At 33.7% G+C, this 18,609-nt stretch carries 9 protein-coding genes; 8 read left to right on the top strand and 1 reads right to left on the bottom strand.

Annotated features, from left to right (window positions below):
• Nucleotides 1-315: 315 nt before the first annotated feature.
• The 3 genes from R1T42_RS07995 to R1T42_RS07985 are packed head-to-tail and all read left to right on the top strand — an operon-like array spanning nucleotide 316 to nucleotide 13,873.
• Nucleotides 316-3,012 (top strand): T9SS type A sorting domain-containing protein, encoded by a 2,697-nt coding sequence (locus tag R1T42_RS07995; RefSeq protein ID WP_317289967.1) that lies wholly within the window; start codon nucleotides 316-318, stop codon nucleotides 3,010-3,012.
• Between the two features lie 12 nt (nucleotides 3,013-3,024).
• Complete coding sequence (locus R1T42_RS07990; RefSeq protein WP_317289966.1) at nucleotides 3,025-13,416, top strand: SpvB/TcaC N-terminal domain-containing protein; 10,392 nt, start codon at nucleotides 3,025-3,027, stop codon at nucleotides 13,414-13,416.
• Nucleotides 13,406-13,873 carry a hypothetical protein gene (locus R1T42_RS07985; protein WP_317289965.1) on the top strand — a complete coding sequence of 156 codons (468 nt, stop codon included), beginning with the start codon at nucleotides 13,406-13,408 and terminating at the stop codon, nucleotides 13,871-13,873. The genes R1T42_RS07990 and R1T42_RS07985 overlap by 11 nt, the downstream gene beginning before the upstream one ends.
• 108 nt (nucleotides 13,874-13,981) lie before the next feature.
• Here the strand turns inward: R1T42_RS07985 and R1T42_RS07980 are convergent, their stop codons facing one another.
• Nucleotides 13,982-14,275 (bottom strand): helix-turn-helix domain-containing protein, encoded by a 294-nt coding sequence (locus R1T42_RS07980; protein WP_317289964.1) that lies wholly within the window; start codon nucleotides 14,273-14,275, stop codon nucleotides 13,982-13,984.
• A gap of 145 nt (nucleotides 14,276-14,420) precedes the next feature.
• Here R1T42_RS07980 and R1T42_RS07975 point away from each other — a divergent pair, with 145 nt between their 5' ends.
• The 5 genes from R1T42_RS07975 (at nucleotide 14,421) to R1T42_RS07955 (ending at nucleotide 18,593) form a co-directional block, all read left to right on the top strand.
• Nucleotides 14,421-14,894, top strand: a complete 474-nt coding sequence (locus tag R1T42_RS07975; protein ID WP_317289963.1) for a hypothetical protein — start codon at nucleotides 14,421-14,423, stop codon at nucleotides 14,892-14,894.
• Between the two features lie 870 nt (nucleotides 14,895-15,764).
• A complete protein-coding gene (locus tag R1T42_RS07970; protein WP_317289962.1) occupies nucleotides 15,765-16,754 on the top strand; it encodes a T6SS effector amidase Tae4 family protein in 990 nt (329 codons plus the stop codon).
• Nucleotides 16,747-17,166: a hypothetical protein gene (locus R1T42_RS07965; protein ID WP_317289961.1), complete on the top strand. Its 420-nt coding sequence runs from the start codon at nucleotides 16,747-16,749 to the stop codon at nucleotides 17,164-17,166. The genes R1T42_RS07970 and R1T42_RS07965 overlap by 8 nt, the downstream gene beginning before the upstream one ends.
• Before the next feature lie 214 nt (nucleotides 17,167-17,380).
• A complete protein-coding gene (locus R1T42_RS07960; RefSeq protein ID WP_317289960.1) occupies nucleotides 17,381-18,163 on the top strand; it encodes an RHS repeat-associated core domain-containing protein in 783 nt (260 codons plus the stop codon).
• Between the two features lie 76 nt (nucleotides 18,164-18,239).
• A complete protein-coding gene (locus R1T42_RS07955) occupies nucleotides 18,240-18,593 on the top strand; it encodes a hypothetical protein (RefSeq protein WP_317289959.1) in 354 nt (117 codons plus the stop codon).
• Nucleotides 18,594-18,609: the final 16 nt, after the last annotated feature.

Genomic DNA, 18,609 nt, shown 5'->3' with positions numbered 1-18,609 from the left:
ACTGATATTTATTGCATTCATTTTTATATTGTTACAGAATTCCATTGTTAACTATATGTTAAGAAATCCCTCGGAGTTATTTAGTTTCACTCATTTGATTTATGTTTGAATTCCCCTTTTAATTAGTAGTCTATAATTCAATAGCTTTTGTTGAGCTAGTAAATGTATGGGCTTTATTTTTCCCTTAATTATTTTCCAATACATTTTTAGTTTTTTAGATAGTTATGTCTATCTGAAAATTAATCATAGATTTTGAATTATTGAAAATTCAAAAAAATAATGAATTATTTGTCAAAACTAATTAACCAAGGTATAATGCATTTGAATCTGATTTTTAAAAAACTATCCATACTTGTTACTCTTTGCTTTTCAATAAATTTAATTGCTCAAAAAGCACCTGGAGGTGTAACACACAGTCATGTCTGGTATATCGCTAACGAGGATAATATTGTAAATAGTGATTTTATTAATAATTCAGAGGATGATATTAATATAAAGGACTGTGGAGAGATTACTCATCAACTTTTTAATTTTAATCCTAGTGCTTATAGTGAAGACTTTTGTTTAAACTGGACAGCAAATCTTGAAAATAAACAATCCTCGACGTTCTTTATGGTGAACGAACCAAACGCTCTAGAAACAAACTACTCACATTTTTCCACTCTTTGGCATCCAAGTAATGCTCAAACAACTTCTACGGATTCCATTCAAAGAAACTTTTTTGATTTTAATAGTCTTACTTCTTGGAATGTGGTACAGAAAGCGAGCCATGCTAATGATAAAAATGCTTTCATACAGAGATATTATAACAATGAATACGATAAGGATAAGGTGTTTAAAAGTTATGGTAAACAAGGGGAAACTCAGTTTTTTGTAGGTAAACAAAGTTCATTTGATCCTAATATTAGTATTTCGGATAACAGCTTTTCAGGAAAAATTCCTGAGTTTATTTATTATTCTAAAGAATTAACATCAAATGAGCAACTGCGAATTGAATCATATTTAGGAGTCAAATACGGATTGAATCTGCATTCAAGTAAGGATTATTTGAGCTCCAGTAATAGGGAAATATGGAAGAAAGAGAATAATACAAAGTTTCCAAATAGAACCTTTGGACTAGGAAGGGACGATATTTCAACATTAAATCAATTACAAAGTGAAAGTACTCACCTTAAAAATCATTTAATAGCTGCTGTTGGTGAAATAAAGGAGACAAATACAGAAAAGCAAGCAGAAATATTAATCTTGGATCAACAGTTTTTACTGTTTGGTGATAATAACGGATCATTAGGTTTAGATGATGAAAATGATAATGGTGTTAGAAAGTTGTTTAAGGTTTGGCTGGCGCAAAGGACTGGTTTTTCAACTCCCAATTATGATATCGATTTTAAGTTTTATTTACCACCAGACATTATATCGGTTTTAGAAAACAATCCTGATTTCAAGGTTTGGATGATACATGATGAATTAGAAGACAATGCAGAGGTGTCTGATTTTCAAAGTGGTCATGTGAAATATTATTCAGGAACTGTAGATGCTACTATGGAACACGCTTATTTCAGCAATGTCAATTTTGATACGGATGATAGTGTTTTTGATCAATTTACTTTCGGCGTAGGTCCTGAACTCATTGTACAGTTATCCTATCAAGGTTGTGAACCTGAAGTTGATGTTACAATTGATATAACTGGAGGACGAAGAGAATACACTATTGCGATTGAAGGTGATGACGGCTATTACGAAGAACATACCGTAAATGATGATTTCATTTTTACTGGAGCAGATGGAGTAACTTACACAGTCACCGTTATTGATGCGAATGGGATTACTCAAACACAGCAGATAACTATATCGATGCCTAATCTTCCGTTAGATTTAGGGCCTGATTTAGTGCTAAATAATTCCAATACAAGTTTTGATTTAGGCGCAAGTATAAATATTACCGATCCCGATGCCACCTATAAATGGTATAAGGATGGAATACTACTTACTGAAACTTCAGGAATATTAACCGTAGACGAAATTGGAACCTATACCGTTGAAGTAACAGATGGGGAGAATATTTGTACAGTTTTTGATACGATTACTGTAAGCAAAGAATCCGTTAATGCAACTATTATAGTTCAAAATGTTTGTGAAGCATTCGGTAGAACGATAGATATTACTGCAGCAGGAGGTACTGCTCCTTATCTGATAGAAGTGGGATACAACGGAATTACTACATCCTATATCAGCAATTCTACAGAATCTATTTTAGATCCTCAAAATGGTACCTATACGGTTACAGTTACTGACCAACTTGGAAGTAATTATGTGGATACGGTAGAAATTTACCAAGCTCTTCATTTAGATGTATATCCTCAACTAGAAGCCTATGCACTAGGTAGTCAAGGAGGTTATGTTAATTATCAAAATACGTATAATGGACAAATCGTTCCGCTTTTTGGAATAAATATAGATGACTTTCAAGTTGAAGCCCAGACGGGCAATTTAGTACCAAACACTTCTTATACTTGGTCTTATTCTACAACAATATTTAGTACAAATCCGATTATTACAATTGGTTTTGGGTTATGTGATGGAATTGATATTTACGATGATAATTATGTGTTTACTGTTACAGCTACCGATCCAGTTACTGGATGTACTAAAGAACAATCTTTTGTATTAGAAAACAATGATCTATGTCCAGACGACTCTGAACCTGTTTACGCAAGATCATCAATAAACTCGGTTGAGGACACATCTTCACTTATAGCAGATTTAGATATTAAAATCTATCCAAATCCTGCAGCTGCAAATAGTAACTTCAGCTTTGAGATTTCAAATTTAACTGAAGTAAAAGGGACGGTTGAAGTTTTTTCTCTTTCAGGACAAATACTTTCAAGTAGATTCATTGAAGGTAGCAGCTTTTATAAGCTCTCTTATTCACTTAACGTCTCAGGTGTTTATTTTGTAAAACTTACCACCGAAGAAGGTGTGGTTAAGGTAGGTAGAGTAATAATTAAATAATCTTTTCAGAAGATGAATTCAAATAACAAAAATAATAAGCAATATCACTGGTTTACTACTTCAATGATGTTGTTCATGTCATACACCTTAGTGTTTGCTCAACCTATTTCTCAGACTTTAGCATTATCAGACTACTCAAATCTTACGGTAAATACTTTTTTTGGAAATTTAGATTTTCACGAATCTAAAAGTGATTCAGGTATTGAGGGAAATCGTCCCATTACATCAAAATCATCCAATAAAAATAAAGTGATTATTTCTACTGATAAACCAAACACTTACAATTCGGTAGAAAATTATGGATTCATTGGAGTTAAAAAAGATGGAGTAAAGGAAAGTCCAAAGGATAACTTTTTTAGCGTTACTATCCCAGAATCGTTGCCTTTAGATCAATATGACGCTTTTTTATCTTATGAATTAAATGGAGTATTAGATGCCACAAACACTACTAAAAGTATTAATAAACACGAGGCTTATGGTGGGCAGTCTATAGTTGAAAATAGTGATTGGAAACGTGTTGAAGAATACCTGCCAATTAGTTGGATTAAGAATGGAGAAAATGAAATTTTCTTTAATCGACGTGTAGATAAAGAATATCACTATGAAATAAAATCTGTTTCTATTTCTTTCCGCAAAAAGTCAAACGAATCAATTCATTTTACCGAAAAGACATATTTACCTAAAAAGAGTCAAGTACTATTAAGTGGTTTTGTAAAAGATGATATAGCTTCTTTAAAAATTAATAACCAAAATATAGATATCTCTGATCATCTATTCGAAGCAGTTTTAAATAATTATAAAGGCAAAACTGTTACCCTAGAATACTCATCTGCAAACGGCACCATCTACAAAAAGAAAGTAGAACTTAGTAAATTAAAGAAGGGAAATAAGATTCAATTCAATGAAAGCGTCAGCAGCAATGCGATTACGATTGATGCCGATCTGGCTCGTATTCAATTTGATTCATTGCATGTATCAAGTATTAATAAAAGCGCACTAAGCATTAACTCTTTAGCCTTTAAAGACATTGCTCCGCTTAATTCGGATTTGGTAAATATAGGTTTGTCAAATCAGTTAGCTGTGCGTATAAAATCCCAGAATTACAACGAAAAAGATCATGGACTCGCTCAGATCGTTTTACCTTTTGATTGTGATAAAATCCCTGATGGTTATTCTGTTAGAGGTGTAAAGGGTTTTTATTTTGATACTTCTAAAAAGGAATGGATTACTCTTGAGCCTAGCTTTATAGACGTTGAAAATGCAAAGATTTTCTTAGCATATCAAGGAGATACTGATTATATCAATGGTGTTTTGACCGTTCCTGAAATGGCAGAAACCAATAGTTTTGCTCCAACGACCATTACAGACATGGAATATGCAAACCCTACTTCTCAGGTTGTTTCTGTTTCACCGCCAAGCCCAAATTCATCAGGTACGTTAAATACTTCTTTTCCAATCAAATTACCGGCAGGAAGAAATGGTATGACACCGCAAGTGGCTATTTCCTATAATAGTGAAGGTGGGAATAGTTGGACAGGTCTAGGATGGAATGTCCAGTTACCAGCCATTACTTTGGACACCAGATGGGGAGTTCCAATATTTGATAATACCAATGAAACTGAATTATACCAACTAAATGGCCAAAGTCTAGTGCTTAGAGATCGAACAGGTGCATATACTAATCCTCATAGAAGTTCAATTGATATTTCAAGAGCTACAAATCGTGAGTTCTTTTTAAGAGTTGAAGGCGGTTATCAAAAAATTACACGTCATGGTTCTAATCCAAGTAATTACTACTGGGAGGTTAAGGACAGATCTGGTATGACAACTTTTTACGGTGGAACTGAATCAGGTGTTGACTCTAATAGTTCTATTAATGTAGATGGAAATTCTAGTAACCCCAAAACTCATTGGGCTATTAAAAAACAAATAGATCCTTTTGGAAACTATATAGAGTATTTCTATTCCAAAGGGATGATGAATGCTTCGTATACGGGATCACAATATTTCTATCCTAGTCACATTGAATATACAAAACATAGTGGAGTCAATAACTATTATAAAGTTCTGTTTAACAGGAACTCCTATGGGATTACTGGTGGAGGAACCTACAATGCAAGGAAAGATGCAGTTCTAAATGCTAGCACTGGTACTTTAATTGAAACCAAAGATTTATTAACAGAAATAAGTGTGACTTATCATTCTGGTTCATCCGAATTAGTAAGGGCGTATGCTCTAGAATATGATGAATCTCCATTTGAGAAAACTCTTTTATCAAGTATCTCGGAATATGATAGCAATCTTGATTTATTTTATGAGAATCAATTTGAATACTTTGAAGAGTCTAATGGTGTTGATTTGATTAATTCGAATTCTCAAAATGATTGGGACAATGCAAATTCTGTCGATTTAGTTTCCAATACAAATATAGTAGCTAGTATAACCAACTCTTCTGGTAGTGCGATAAGTACTGGTTATTCTAGTGGTGTTTCTGGAGGACTCAGAGTTGGTGCTGGAATTGGGAATAATGTTAAAAGTGTAAGTACTACAATAGGTGGAAGTACCAATTATTCTGTTAACAATGAAAAGACAGCCTCTAGATTGATCGATATAGATGGTGATGGTTTACCAGATAGGGTATTTCATTATTTCCAATTGCCAGGAATAGAAAGCGTTGCCTACAATAAAAATTTAGGGGAAAACAATGGTTTTGACTCTACTATAATTCCCATTTTAACTATAGATGATTTAGGAAAATCAAAGTCTATAACGACCGGCTTCGGTGTTGATGCTAATGTAGGTGGATTAGTTGGTGCTGGGAAAAGTTGGAGTACTACTCGTAGTGAAACAGATGGATATTTTACGGATTTTAATGGTGATGGTCTCGTAGATTTTATGCGTTATGGTTCGGCAAGAATAAATATAGTAGATGATGATACCAATCAACCCGTCGATTTCTCACCTGGAGCTATAGGCCAGAATGAAATTTCAGTTGGTTCAGTAAGCCTTGATATCCTTCCTGATTTAGAGCTTCCAACCTTGGATGAAGTAAAATCACAACATTCTCAATTTGATCATGTGAAAGCATGGCGAGCAGAGTATGATGGAACCGTGAGTATTACAGGTAATGCTATTATAAGAGATTTGAACACATGTGATGCAGGCGCTGGAAATAATGGAGTGAAATTTACCTTAGAGAAATATGATGCAGGTACTGAAACTATTAGTGTCGAAAAAACATCTACAAAGTATTCCTTGGGTACGAGTGGATCTATGAGTAAGACATTAGTAGTTAATAAAGGAGACATCTTATATTTTAGAAGTCATAATCTAAACTATGGATGTGGCGCAGAGACCGAATGGAATCCATTCATTAGGTATACGAGTAATACTGCTTCAATCATAGACAGGTTAGACTTTAACGGTAAGAATACTTTACGATATTCAGCCGTTAATGATTACATTGTAGATGGTAGTTCTTGGACACCAAATCCTGAAACTTCTCAAGTCATGGTAGATTGGAAATTAAATTCTTTCGATCAAAATCATCCTATTTTAAGTGATGATGTCACCTTTAGAGTTATTAAAAACACTTATTACCATACTTCAACGGGAGAAATTGACGAAACCGTTTTACCAACACAAGAAATCGCGGCAGAACTCACATATGATAAGTTGACTGGTTTTTCTACAACACCTTTAAATTTTAACGTTGTTGTCCCAAATCACTACTTAAATACTGGAAATAAAAGCTATGATATTGAATTTTTGGTAATTAGTTCTTCAAACATCAGATGGGACGAAATAGAATGGATACCTGAGGTAAGCTATCTTACTGATGGCAACACGGTTACTATAAACCCACCTGTAAGTCATACTTCTTTTAGTGATAATGTAAACGAAATAGACACTTTCTTTAATGCTAGTGAATTTCCTAATGCTCCTGTTGATCCTAACATTCCTCAAGATGGATCAGCAGATATGATCAAGGTAAGTCATAATTTATTTTCTGGGTCATCATTGACAAATAGGTTGAGAGGTGTTTATGGAACCTTAAACATTACTCATCCTAAAGTATTCAAACTCTCTTGGGTTACAAAAGCTGGTTCTTCTACTCAACCGGAAATATTACACAAAAAAACGGTTTACGCTAAAGTTGAAAATTGCATGTCTTGCGTAACTTATTTTTCAGATGAAGACTTAAATAATCAACTAGATTTTTCTCAAGCAAGTACAGATATTTACAAGTCCTTTATGATCAGTAAAGAAAAGGCATATTCTTTAAGGTCTTCACAGGATCTTATTCAAAGTGCATTTTATGTAGACAATGTTAGTATAGGTAATGCGACGAGTACTTTCTCAAAAGATATTAAGTTTGAACTAGCCTCCAACCAGCAAGGAAGTTACACCTATATCACTAGAACTATTGAAGATCCATTCTTAGCTCAATCTCCTGCGTTTTATGGCGCAGCGTATAGAGGTTGGGGAGAGTTTCTTTATAATGGCGGTATCACTTTTACATATGACAATGATGGAGAAATCACTAATCTAAATAGTCCAATAGATTTTTCAGGACCTATTGATCCTAATGTATTTACTTTTGACACCAACAATCAAAATAACAATCCGGACGATCCTAATGAAACTGCTATTAGATATACTACGTATGGAGCAGATAACAGTAATCAAAGATATCTTAACGAGCTAATTTTTAATAAACAGACAACAGCTTTAACAGAACATGCCAGTTATGGGTTCAATCAGAATCAACTATTAACTGCCAAAATAGGAAGATTTGGAGAGCCAGATTTACATGATGTTTGGATTGATCCGCTAGATTTACTTTCTGGAAGTACATCTTTTCTTCGGGCTCTTCCTGTAAGAACGAAATCTAAAGGTAGTGCTGTCTCTGGCAATATTGGAGCTGGCGCAGCAAGTTTTTCTGGAACGGACAGTAAGTCCTCATCTACAACCTTACTACAATATGTAGATATCAATGGAGATCGTTATCCAGATTTAGTTACTCCTAATAGAGCTCAGTATACTAATTCTAAAGGAGCTTTAACTGACCCATTGAGTTTTAATGTTCCTTTCCCGACAGGATCAGATAGTAATGATGATACTGTAGGGGCAAGTATTTCTGGAATATTTCCAAATTCTACAACAAAAGACAGTGCCAATGGAGATGCTTCGCCGAGAGCAAATGAACCTACTACCAACATTAATTCAGGACTAAATAGCGGAACTGGTAATAGTGAAAATGTAAAATTGTACATAGACATCAATGCAGATGGCCTTGCAGATCAAGTATTAATTAAGACTGATGAAGTTAAAGTGCGTTTGAATTTAGGATATCGATTTGATTCTGATCAAGTTTGGGCTACAAGTTCATCCACATTAAGAGCCTCTACTCGTAGTTCAACGTCTATGAGCACAAGCGCTGGAGGTTCTTCCACGCTTTCAGGTAAGACTACTGCCTCTTTTGCAGTAGGATTAGGTGGCTCAGAGGGAGAATCTTTATTAGGCTCTACTTTACTTGATGTTAATGGAGACGGGCTACCAGATTTGGTAGTAAAAAGTGGAAATCATACATACTACTACGTTAATCAAGGTGATGAGTTTTCGAATATTTCAAGAAGATTTGCAACTAATGATATTCAAATAAATGAAACGATTTCAGGTAACTTATTTGGTTCTGTAACTTTTGGATTTGGATTCAATATTTTGGGTGTTCCGGTTAAGGTTACAACTACACCTTCATTATCTACTAACGGTGGGATTAATACAACCGCGAGAACATTTCAAGATATAAATGGAGATGGTTATGTAGATATTATAAGTTCTGATGCTAATGATGACCTTACGGCAAGATTAAATAATGTAGGTAAAACTCATTTACTTAAAAAAGTAAAAGTTCCTATGGGAGGATCTTGGACAGTTGACTATACGAGAACAGGAAACGAATTTAATCTTTCATCTAACAAGTGGGCGCTTTCTGAAATTGTAACTAATGATGGATTTAATGGAGATAGTACTTGGAAACTGAACGAAACTAAAACAACCGTTTCTTATGAAGACCCTATGTATCATCGTAGAGAACGTAGTTTCTTAGGATTTGGAAAAGTGACCGTACATCAAGAAGACCCTACTACAACTAACAGTGTATTCAGATACACCGTTATGGAATACCATAATTCAAATGTTTACATTCAAGGAAAAATGAAACGTCAGGCATCTTATGATGGCAACGATAATATACTTTCTGAAACTCTAAACGAATATGTTTTAAGCGTTGCTTCATCACCAAGCGTGAATCAAACGATACCAAGCGATGACTTTTTAGCTAAGTTTAATCAAAGATATTTACCACTACTTAAGAAATCTACTAATACGGTTTTTGAAAATGGTCAAAGTTTGAGTCATATTACTGAATTTAAAACCTATGACCAGTATGGGAATTTAACCCAGTATGTTGATTATGGAGATACTTATAATCATGGACCAAATGCAGATGGGTTCATTACCTTCATCACTTACCATTATGATTCTAATCTTCACTTCAATGCTCCTAGTAAAATAGAGGTGCGTAAATTAAGTGATAATTCGCTTTCGCGTAAGCGTGAAGCATCCTACAGCTTAAATAAAGCCAACTGGTTTACTTCTCATCTTAATGATACAGATGCCTTAGTAAGTAATTTTCTATATGATACCTATGGAAACATGCTTAAATTCAGACTTATTGCCGATGGGAACCAATACACCACAAATGTTGAATATGACCCTGTAGTTCATAGCTATCCAACATTAGTGACTAATCACTTTAATGAGGTGTCTTCAACGACTTATAACTATAGATATGGTTTACCACTGTCCATGACTGATATGAATGGGAACACCATGCATACTCGATATGATGATCGTGGTCGTGTCCTTGAAGTAATTGCTCCAGAAGATACTTGGACCTTACGCATGCAATATGAAAATGAGAGTCTGCCATCAAATTTTTCTGGTCAGAATTATATTATAGATGCATCTAATAGTTTTGTGCCTCCTACGTCTGGTAATAATTCTTCTCACTGGGCGGTTACAAGACATAGAGTGCCAGATGCTCAAGACAATCAACTGCTCACCGTGAGTATAGTCGATGGATTAGGAAGTGCCATTCAATTAAAAAAATCTCATTATACTAATGAGAGTACTAATGGACTGGTATGGCTCATCGATGGAAAAAAGAAAATGGATACTTATGGACGCGTAATTGAAAGTTACTTGCCAACTATTCAAACTGGTTATCCTTCAGCTGGGCAGTCTAATAACATTCCTAGTGCTAGTTTTACTTATAATAACCTAGCCAATACGACTTTTCCAGCTGCCTTAAGCTCCTATGATGTAAGGGATCGTGTGATTACTTCAAATCAGCCTGGTGAAGCTCAAACAGCTACCAATAGCTTCGGTATTGAAAACAACATGTTTACCGTTGAGACTATCAATGAGAAAGGGCAGACTATGAAAACCTTTACAGATATAAGAGGTAGACAGCGCAAGATTGTTCAAAACAACACTATAGCTACCGAGTTTTTCTATGATCACTTAAATCAACAAACGAGAGTTAAGAATCAACAAGGTTATGAGACGAAGTACTGGTATGATCTTGCAGGTCGTACCATCCAACAAAGTCATCCAGATCGTGGAGTTCAACAGTTCACTTATGATGAGTTGAGTAACATGACAGAACGTACTACCTCAAATCTTATAGAGCAAGCAGCACAGCCTATCAAATACACTTATGATTTTAATAGGTTGACTGAAATTGAATATCCGCAAAACCCTTCAAATAATGTGACTTATACTTATGGAGATAATACCACCGATGGTGAGAATGTCATTGGAAAGCTGTTTATGCAAAAAGATGCCAGTGGAGTTCAATTGTTTAATTATGATGCTCTCGGTAACATGGATAGACATTTACGTGGGGTAAGTGTACCGGGAAGACATACCTACTGGTTCAATACGGAATGGGAGTATGATAATTTCAATAGAGTGCAGAGTATTAAATACCCAGATGATGAAGTGGTGCAATACAGATATAACATAGGTGGTAAATTAAACCGAATCACAAGACAAGTACCTGGAGTTCATACTACAGATCAGGATTTACTAACCAGTATTAAATACAATGATCTCGGAGAACGTACTGAAGTCACCTATGGTAATGGAACAAGCACACTTTATACCTATGATAATCGTCGCAGAATGGAAACGCTATCTCATTCATTTGCCAATAGTTCTATCACAAATGAATATCAGTATGACGTGTTAAGTAATGTTACAGGAATCAACACCTTAAGTCCTAACTCCTCACTTCCAGCTACAGGAGAGATAGGCGGCGCTATTTCACATACGTATACTTATGATAATTTTAATAGATTGACAACAGCATCTGGTAGATATACAGGAGCAAATGATTTGACGACTCCTTATTTGGGGAATACTTATCAACTTGATATGACTTATGATGTAGCTCATAATATTACTAGTAAAACGCAAATGCATACTCAAGGAACAGCACCAGATCATACAAGTCCACTTAGTAATCCACAAGTGGTTCAACCTACTAGTTATCACTTGGAATATCAAAAGTATGCTGAGGCTACTAATATCACTCCTGGGATTGCTGGAGATGTAGGTTATGTACAACCACATGCGGTAAGAGAGATTATTGAAACACCAGATGATAATACTTATACTCAAGAGGATCCGAGATATAAGAAAACGGTATTTAATTATGACGCTAACGGTAATCAAACTACCGTAGATGTAGTTATTAATCACGACGATCAACCAGATGCCTTAGAAGGTGAAGTAGCTCAAGAGAATACAACTCTAAGGACATATCATTGGGATGAAGAGAATAGATTGAGAGCTGTAAACTTAAATCCAGAAGAAGGTGGTGCAAATCAACTCTCTGTTTATACCTATGATGCTGGTGGGGAACGTGTAGTAAGACATATTCCAGTGCGATTAGATGTCACTAATAATGCAGAGAGTCTTTCTAAAAATGAAACACATAGAGATGTAATTTATCCTAGTGCATTACTTACGGCTCGTACGGTTAATTATGAAGAAGGTAGTGGACCGCAAAGTGGTAATACCGTTGTGAGATATACCAAACATTATTACCTCGATGCACAGCGTATTAATAGTACCATTGGTACAGCTAAAGATTTAGGCTTGTATCCTGATGAGAGAGACTGGTTTGGAGGTAATGGTACTGTGGTCAGAAATATGGCTGATGCAACAGTTCAAGAACAACAAACAGCGTTAAATAATACTTATACAGAACTGGGACAGCCTTTTAATTTGGTAAGCCCAGTTGTGGAAGGAATTGTTAATTCTTATGCTCATAATGCAGAGTGGATAGATGCTTACTGGTACCATCCAGATCATTTGGGAAGTTCTTCGTATATTACAAATATGAATGGAGTTGTAACTCAACATATGGAATACCTTCCTTTTGGTGAAACTTTAGTAGAGGAACATCAAAATAGCTATAATGTGCCTTATAAATTTAATGGTAAGGAACTAGATGGAGAAACTGGGAATTACTACTATGGAGCGAGGTATTATAATCCTAAGTTTAGTCAGTGGTTGAGTGTTGATCCATTAGCGGAGAAATATTATAGCTACTCGTCGTATGCCTACACGCTTAATAATCCAATAAATTATATTGATCCTGATGGACGTCAAGTCGAAGATTGGCGTGATAAAGAAGGAAATTTATTAACGGAGGATCAACGTAAAAACGTCAAAGTTTATATGTTTTATGATTCAAATGCAAGTGGCGGTGATGATGGAGGTTTTAATGAACAAGCTAAAGCACAATATGATGCATATGTGAAAAAATATGGTGAAGGAAGCGTAGCATTAAGCGATGCCAAAACAGAATCTGATTTCGCTGAAGACTGGGGTGATATGGAAGGTGCGCCTAATTTGATTGTTTTTAATATGCATGGTAGTGATCAGGCTTTACATTTAGATACTGATCCCGATGGAGATTCATCTACCTTAGACGGACAATACATTGTAAGTACTAGTACTGGTAAAACAAATATTAGTGGAACCCAAGGTACAAGCGTGAGTGATTTACCAAAACCCAATGGTGATATTAGTTGTTCGACTTTATTGATGAATACTTGTAATTCTACTAGACCATCTTCAAATTTTGACACTAATGGTCAAAATATTGCAGAATCATTTTTCTGGAATACACCAGTAGGAAGTGTAAGAGCTTCTACTACAAAAGTAAGTTTTGAGAGATTTGGAAATAGAATGGCTTATCCTGCTGATGGTGATTGGAATCCATTCAATAATGATTCATCAAAATGGATTTATTATGGCAACTAGAAAATTTTACTTTTTATTCATTTTATGTCAATTACTATTAATTACAAGCTGTGTGAATGAAAAGGAAATCGAATTTGATTTTGTGGCTAAATCTTCTTTTTCAGGAAATCTAGCGAAAGAGCTGAATGGCGTAACATATCGCAGTAAATTTACGAGGCTAATTACGAAATATGAACAGATAGAATCATTGTGCGACGTTATTGACGATACGAATTGTCTAAATATGGATTCTAACAAATTAGAAGATTTAAAAAGAACTCTTGAAACAAAGGATCTGATTGTATCAAAATTTGAAATTGAAGGTCTTTTCAGTAATACTGAATACACTAAATTAGATCAATGTCCAGAATGGTTAACACCGATAGAATTAAGACATAAAGAAAGAATAGATAAAAACATGGTTTTCATTTATTCTATCAAATCAAAAAATAAATATCGCTTAGGTTTATGTCCATAGATAGAAAACAATTTCCATATCTGTGGTGAAAACGTCTCGCAAATAATTAGATCTATATCATCGGAGTAAAGAAAAAGGAAAGTCAGCAATGGCTTTCCTTTTTTTGATTTATAACGCCGCTATATTCCTTAATCGAGCCCTTTTAATCATCGCATCGATAACTTCTTTGATAGTAGAACGATCTTTAGGTTCAAGTTCAGATACCGCTTTAAACTGTGTTAGGAGTTCATTATCGCCTAAGAGTTGATTAGCCTTTTCTTCAGTACCACCATAGACTAGAAAATCAATAGAAACATTAAAAACTTCGGATAGCTTTTTAAGCGTGTCAGCTGGTGGCTGTACGCCTTTATTTTCATAACGCTGGAACTGATAATCAGGCAAATAGGTTTTATTACGATTCAACTAGTAATTTATTTATAGATGATAAAGCGATTCATGGTAAAAAGGCAATACTTACAGAGATAAGACCAACCCATACCATCACACCAATTAAATTTGACAGATATGATGCATTTAGAGATTTTCAAGGACCATTAAAAATTTAATAATGAAAACTTTTATCAAATTCAAATCTATAATTATATTAACTCTAATGATATTAACAGGGGTAGTTTTATTTATAATACTTTATCAAAACCCTACTGTTGGGAACAATGATTTTCATTTAGAGTATGAGATAGCGAATTCAAACATCAATATTGATAATTTGAGGAATAGGAAAGTAAATGAAACAAAATTTACTTTTACAAAAAATATTTATTTAAATGAAGTAAATCAAACTAAATTGATTATTCACTCAATTGATTTTATTGAAGGTGTTGAGAAGATTATTTTTATTAAAATGAATGCTGGTACTGGTAGAGATAAGAAAATCAAAGAGCCTTTCGTGGAATATCGTAATCAGAATGGGGAATACCGCAATTTTCTCATAGAATATGATAAAGATTCAATAAAAGTTTTTAACAAGTCAGAGTTTAATAAAAGCTTGTATTTTAAAGGTTCAAAAGAAAATTGTATTTGACTGGTTTCTAAGTATTTTTACGAGTCATCTAATGATTGAAAATTCTTTAAAAAATGTCTTTTAAAGTTTTTACTATTTATCTATGGCTGGCAATGTAGTAAACTAGGTCATAAACAATTTTGAGAAATTAAATCATTGAAAACCAGTAATCAAAATATAATTTGATTACTGGTTTTTATCGTTTATGGATACATTGATTAAAGACAAACTTCTTCTGAACTGACTAAAACTTTCCCAGTTATGAATGCAACATTTAAAACTCCTTATATCAAAAATGGTGAAACTAAGAATGTAAGATGGCGTGTTGTTAATGGAAATGTAGTCCCTAAAATTTAAATAATGAATAACTCTTTTCAAATAATCTTATTTGTATCATTATTTTTTCAGCAATTATTTCAAATGATGCAAAGAACTATCAAGAACTTTTTAAATTAGAAGCAACTCTAAATAGTGAAATAAATCCTCATTGTGAATGTCAATCTTTGATTGTCAGCTCTGTAATGATGGAGTTTAAAATCACTAGTTTAAATCTTCCAAATTACAATTCTAAAACAATTAATTTATTAGTTCCATGTCCAGAATGGTATGGCGATAATTTTTTTGACAAAGGGGAATTTTATACAGTTCGATTTTTTGATGATTGTAAAGACAGGTGTTTTGATTTATTTATATGTAACGAATTGGAATATTCAAAAAGAAAAAGATTAAAAAGAAGATTTTGGATAAATTCGATTGAAAAGAAAGGATAGACCTTCAAATTAGAACATTTTGGAATAATAAAAATTAAATACAAATGGTGCTAATATTATTGCTCAAGAGCAACATACGGCACTATCAGATACCTATGCAAGTTTAGAACAACCATTTACGATGTCTGCGCCAGTAGTAGAAGGAGAAGTAAACGTATATTCTCATAATGCAGAGTGGATAGATGCTTACTGGTACCATCCAGATCATTTGGGAAGTTCTTCGTATATTACAAATATGAATGGAGTTGTAACTCAACATATGGAATACCTTCCTTTTGGTGAAACTTTAGTAGAGGAACATCAGAACAGCTATAACGTGCCATATAAATTTAATGGTAAGGAACTTGATGGTGAAACTGGGAATTACTACTATGGGGCTAGGTATTATAATCCTAAATTTAGTCAGTGGTTGAGTGTGGATCCACTGGCAGAGAAAATGCCCAGTTGGTCACCTTACAATTACACTTTTAACAATCCCATACGTTATACTGATCCTACTGGGATGGCTCCAGAGATAGTTGATCCACCTGATAAAATAACTAATTACTTTTATGAAGCAATAAAAAATAATTACAACAAGGATGGTCAAAGTATATTAGAGAAAAAGGGTTCTGCCTTATCGTATCTCGCTAATAAGGATACTAATACTTGTGCAATAAGAATGTCTGATGCTCTTAATGGTGCTGGATATTCTATACCAAGTTCAAAAGATACGCCTGCTGATGTTAGGATTCAAACTGGTAACGATAATGACAGTGGTAATTTTATATTAGACGCTGTTAGTATGGGCAATTATCTTGAAGATATCGAAGCTCCAACATTGTCTTTGACTAATCTAAATTCAGACGAAAAAATAGAAGATGCAATGAAACAAATAAATTCTTTAGGCGATGACTTTAAAGGAATTATTGTTTTATCAGCAGGAGATAGATCTGAGTACGGTGCAACGGGTCACGTTGATCTTCTTTATGAAGATTTTTGGGGAGATATGAGTTTATATAGTAGTGGTGTTATGGGTGGTGGAGCAGACGTAGACGATTACTTACAATATAATAAGAGTTCTAATTTGTCCATAAGAATTTGGGCAGTAAAAACTGATGATGATGATTAGATTATTAATACTTTTTATTACTTCATTCATTTTTATTAATTGTTCAGATAAAGAATCTTATGTCAATTCTTTTGATATTATTGAATTGAAAAAGAATGATAAATGTTCTGTTTATTTAATGAAGTTTAAACCTGATGAAGACATTCTATTTAAAATCTCAACGTCAGGTAATTGTGAGGATTTTTCTGCCGATCTGTTCTTAGATTCTTTTAAAAAAGCTATAATTGATTACATTAACGTAGATAAAGAAAACTTAAAGGGGAAATACATATTGATTGAATATCCAAATGAAATTGAAATATCTAAAGAGTCAATAATTATCAATTCTGAGAAATTAATTAAGTCTAAAGTTCATCTTGAAATAAATGAATCATCAGATTTTAAGACAATTAAAGTTGTTATTGAGACTTAGAAAGGTTTGTTTTAAAATCTTTTCCAGCTGGCTTAAGTGTCATGCAAATGATCTACACGCTAAGAGTTAATAATAAGGAAAGCCAGAAACGGCTTTCCTTTTTTGTTTTATAGCGCAGCGACATTTTTATTAAAGAAGTCCTTGTACTTTTTGTTGATATTCATCATAGTCGTAGGGTGTAATATTGTCATAGCTTAATTATATTTATGATGGTATGAAATTGTATTATTACAACCCTAAGTTTTCAATATGGCTTTCTGTTGATCCGCTAGCGGAGAAATATTATGATGTTAGTGCGTACACCTACACATTAAATAATCCTATTAACTACGTTGATCCTGACGGTAGAGAAAATATTCCTGCCTTATTATGGGCTGCAAGAAATATGGCAAATAAAAACATACCATTTAGCGAATGGTATGGATTTAATGGAGGCTGGAAATATCAAAAAGGTGTGGTTCCTACTGAAACCGTATGTTACGAAAGTTGTTGGACTTCATATATGAATGGAGCAAATTCCTCAACGATGAATGTTCTGAAATCAGGTTTTTCAGCAAATAATGGTGCATTTAAAGGACGATCTCATGATACAGGAGGTATGAACTGGTTTAAAAAAGGAGATGGAACTGATCGCCAATTTGTATCCAATATAGCGAAAGGTGAGTTAGGTGATATTGTATTTATGGGTGAAGTTGGAGACATGCAAGGTCATGCAGTTTTGTTAGCAAGTGAAGTTGTTTATGGTTGCACAGAGATAGACGGAATAGAAGTTAACACAATGTATTTCAAGGCTTTAACAATCAGTTCGGAATCTGATTCTGAAGGAGGTTACGGTAGTAGACAATTTACTTTTACTCAACAAGAAAATGGTGAATGGCAAGCAGATTATCATTCATATACTTTTAGAGGTTACGGTCAAATGACGAATATAGAAAGTACAGAGGCTGATAGAATTGAGGCTACTAATTTAATTAATCAAATTGAAAATGGTAAATAAGGAATTATATTTCGCCTTTATTTTTTTTATTGGTTTATCATGTGTAAATCAGAATAAGATTGATGAATGTGACATAATGAATAAAGTTATTGGTGAAACTTTAGAAAATGATTTTTTTAAAAATTATCGTGAAAATGAAAAACTACACATTGTATTTAATCATAAATCCACATTTTTAAGATTTGAAAGTTGTCTTGATAATCAGAATCTTTTATTAGATACGTTAATAATTTCTAAACGTTATATAAGAATTGAAGAATATAGGAATAACGATGGCAAAATTCGAATACAATTAGGTTGTTATGATAAAACAAGAGAACCGTTTAACGTAATGTATTCGACATCTTACTTCTTAGAAAATAATAATATAAGGTTGAATGAATTTCGTAGTCCCTATATTGACACTTTACAAATCAAATATAGAAATTAGATAAAGTCTTCAATTT

It is taken from the genome of Nonlabens ulvanivorans (assembly GCF_032922765.1).
GTDB classification, from domain to species: Bacteria; Bacteroidota; Bacteroidia; order Flavobacteriales; family Flavobacteriaceae; genus Nonlabens; species Nonlabens ulvanivorans.
Note: the sequence above shows the minus strand (reverse complement) of the source record. Positions and strands in the feature narration are given on the sequence as shown.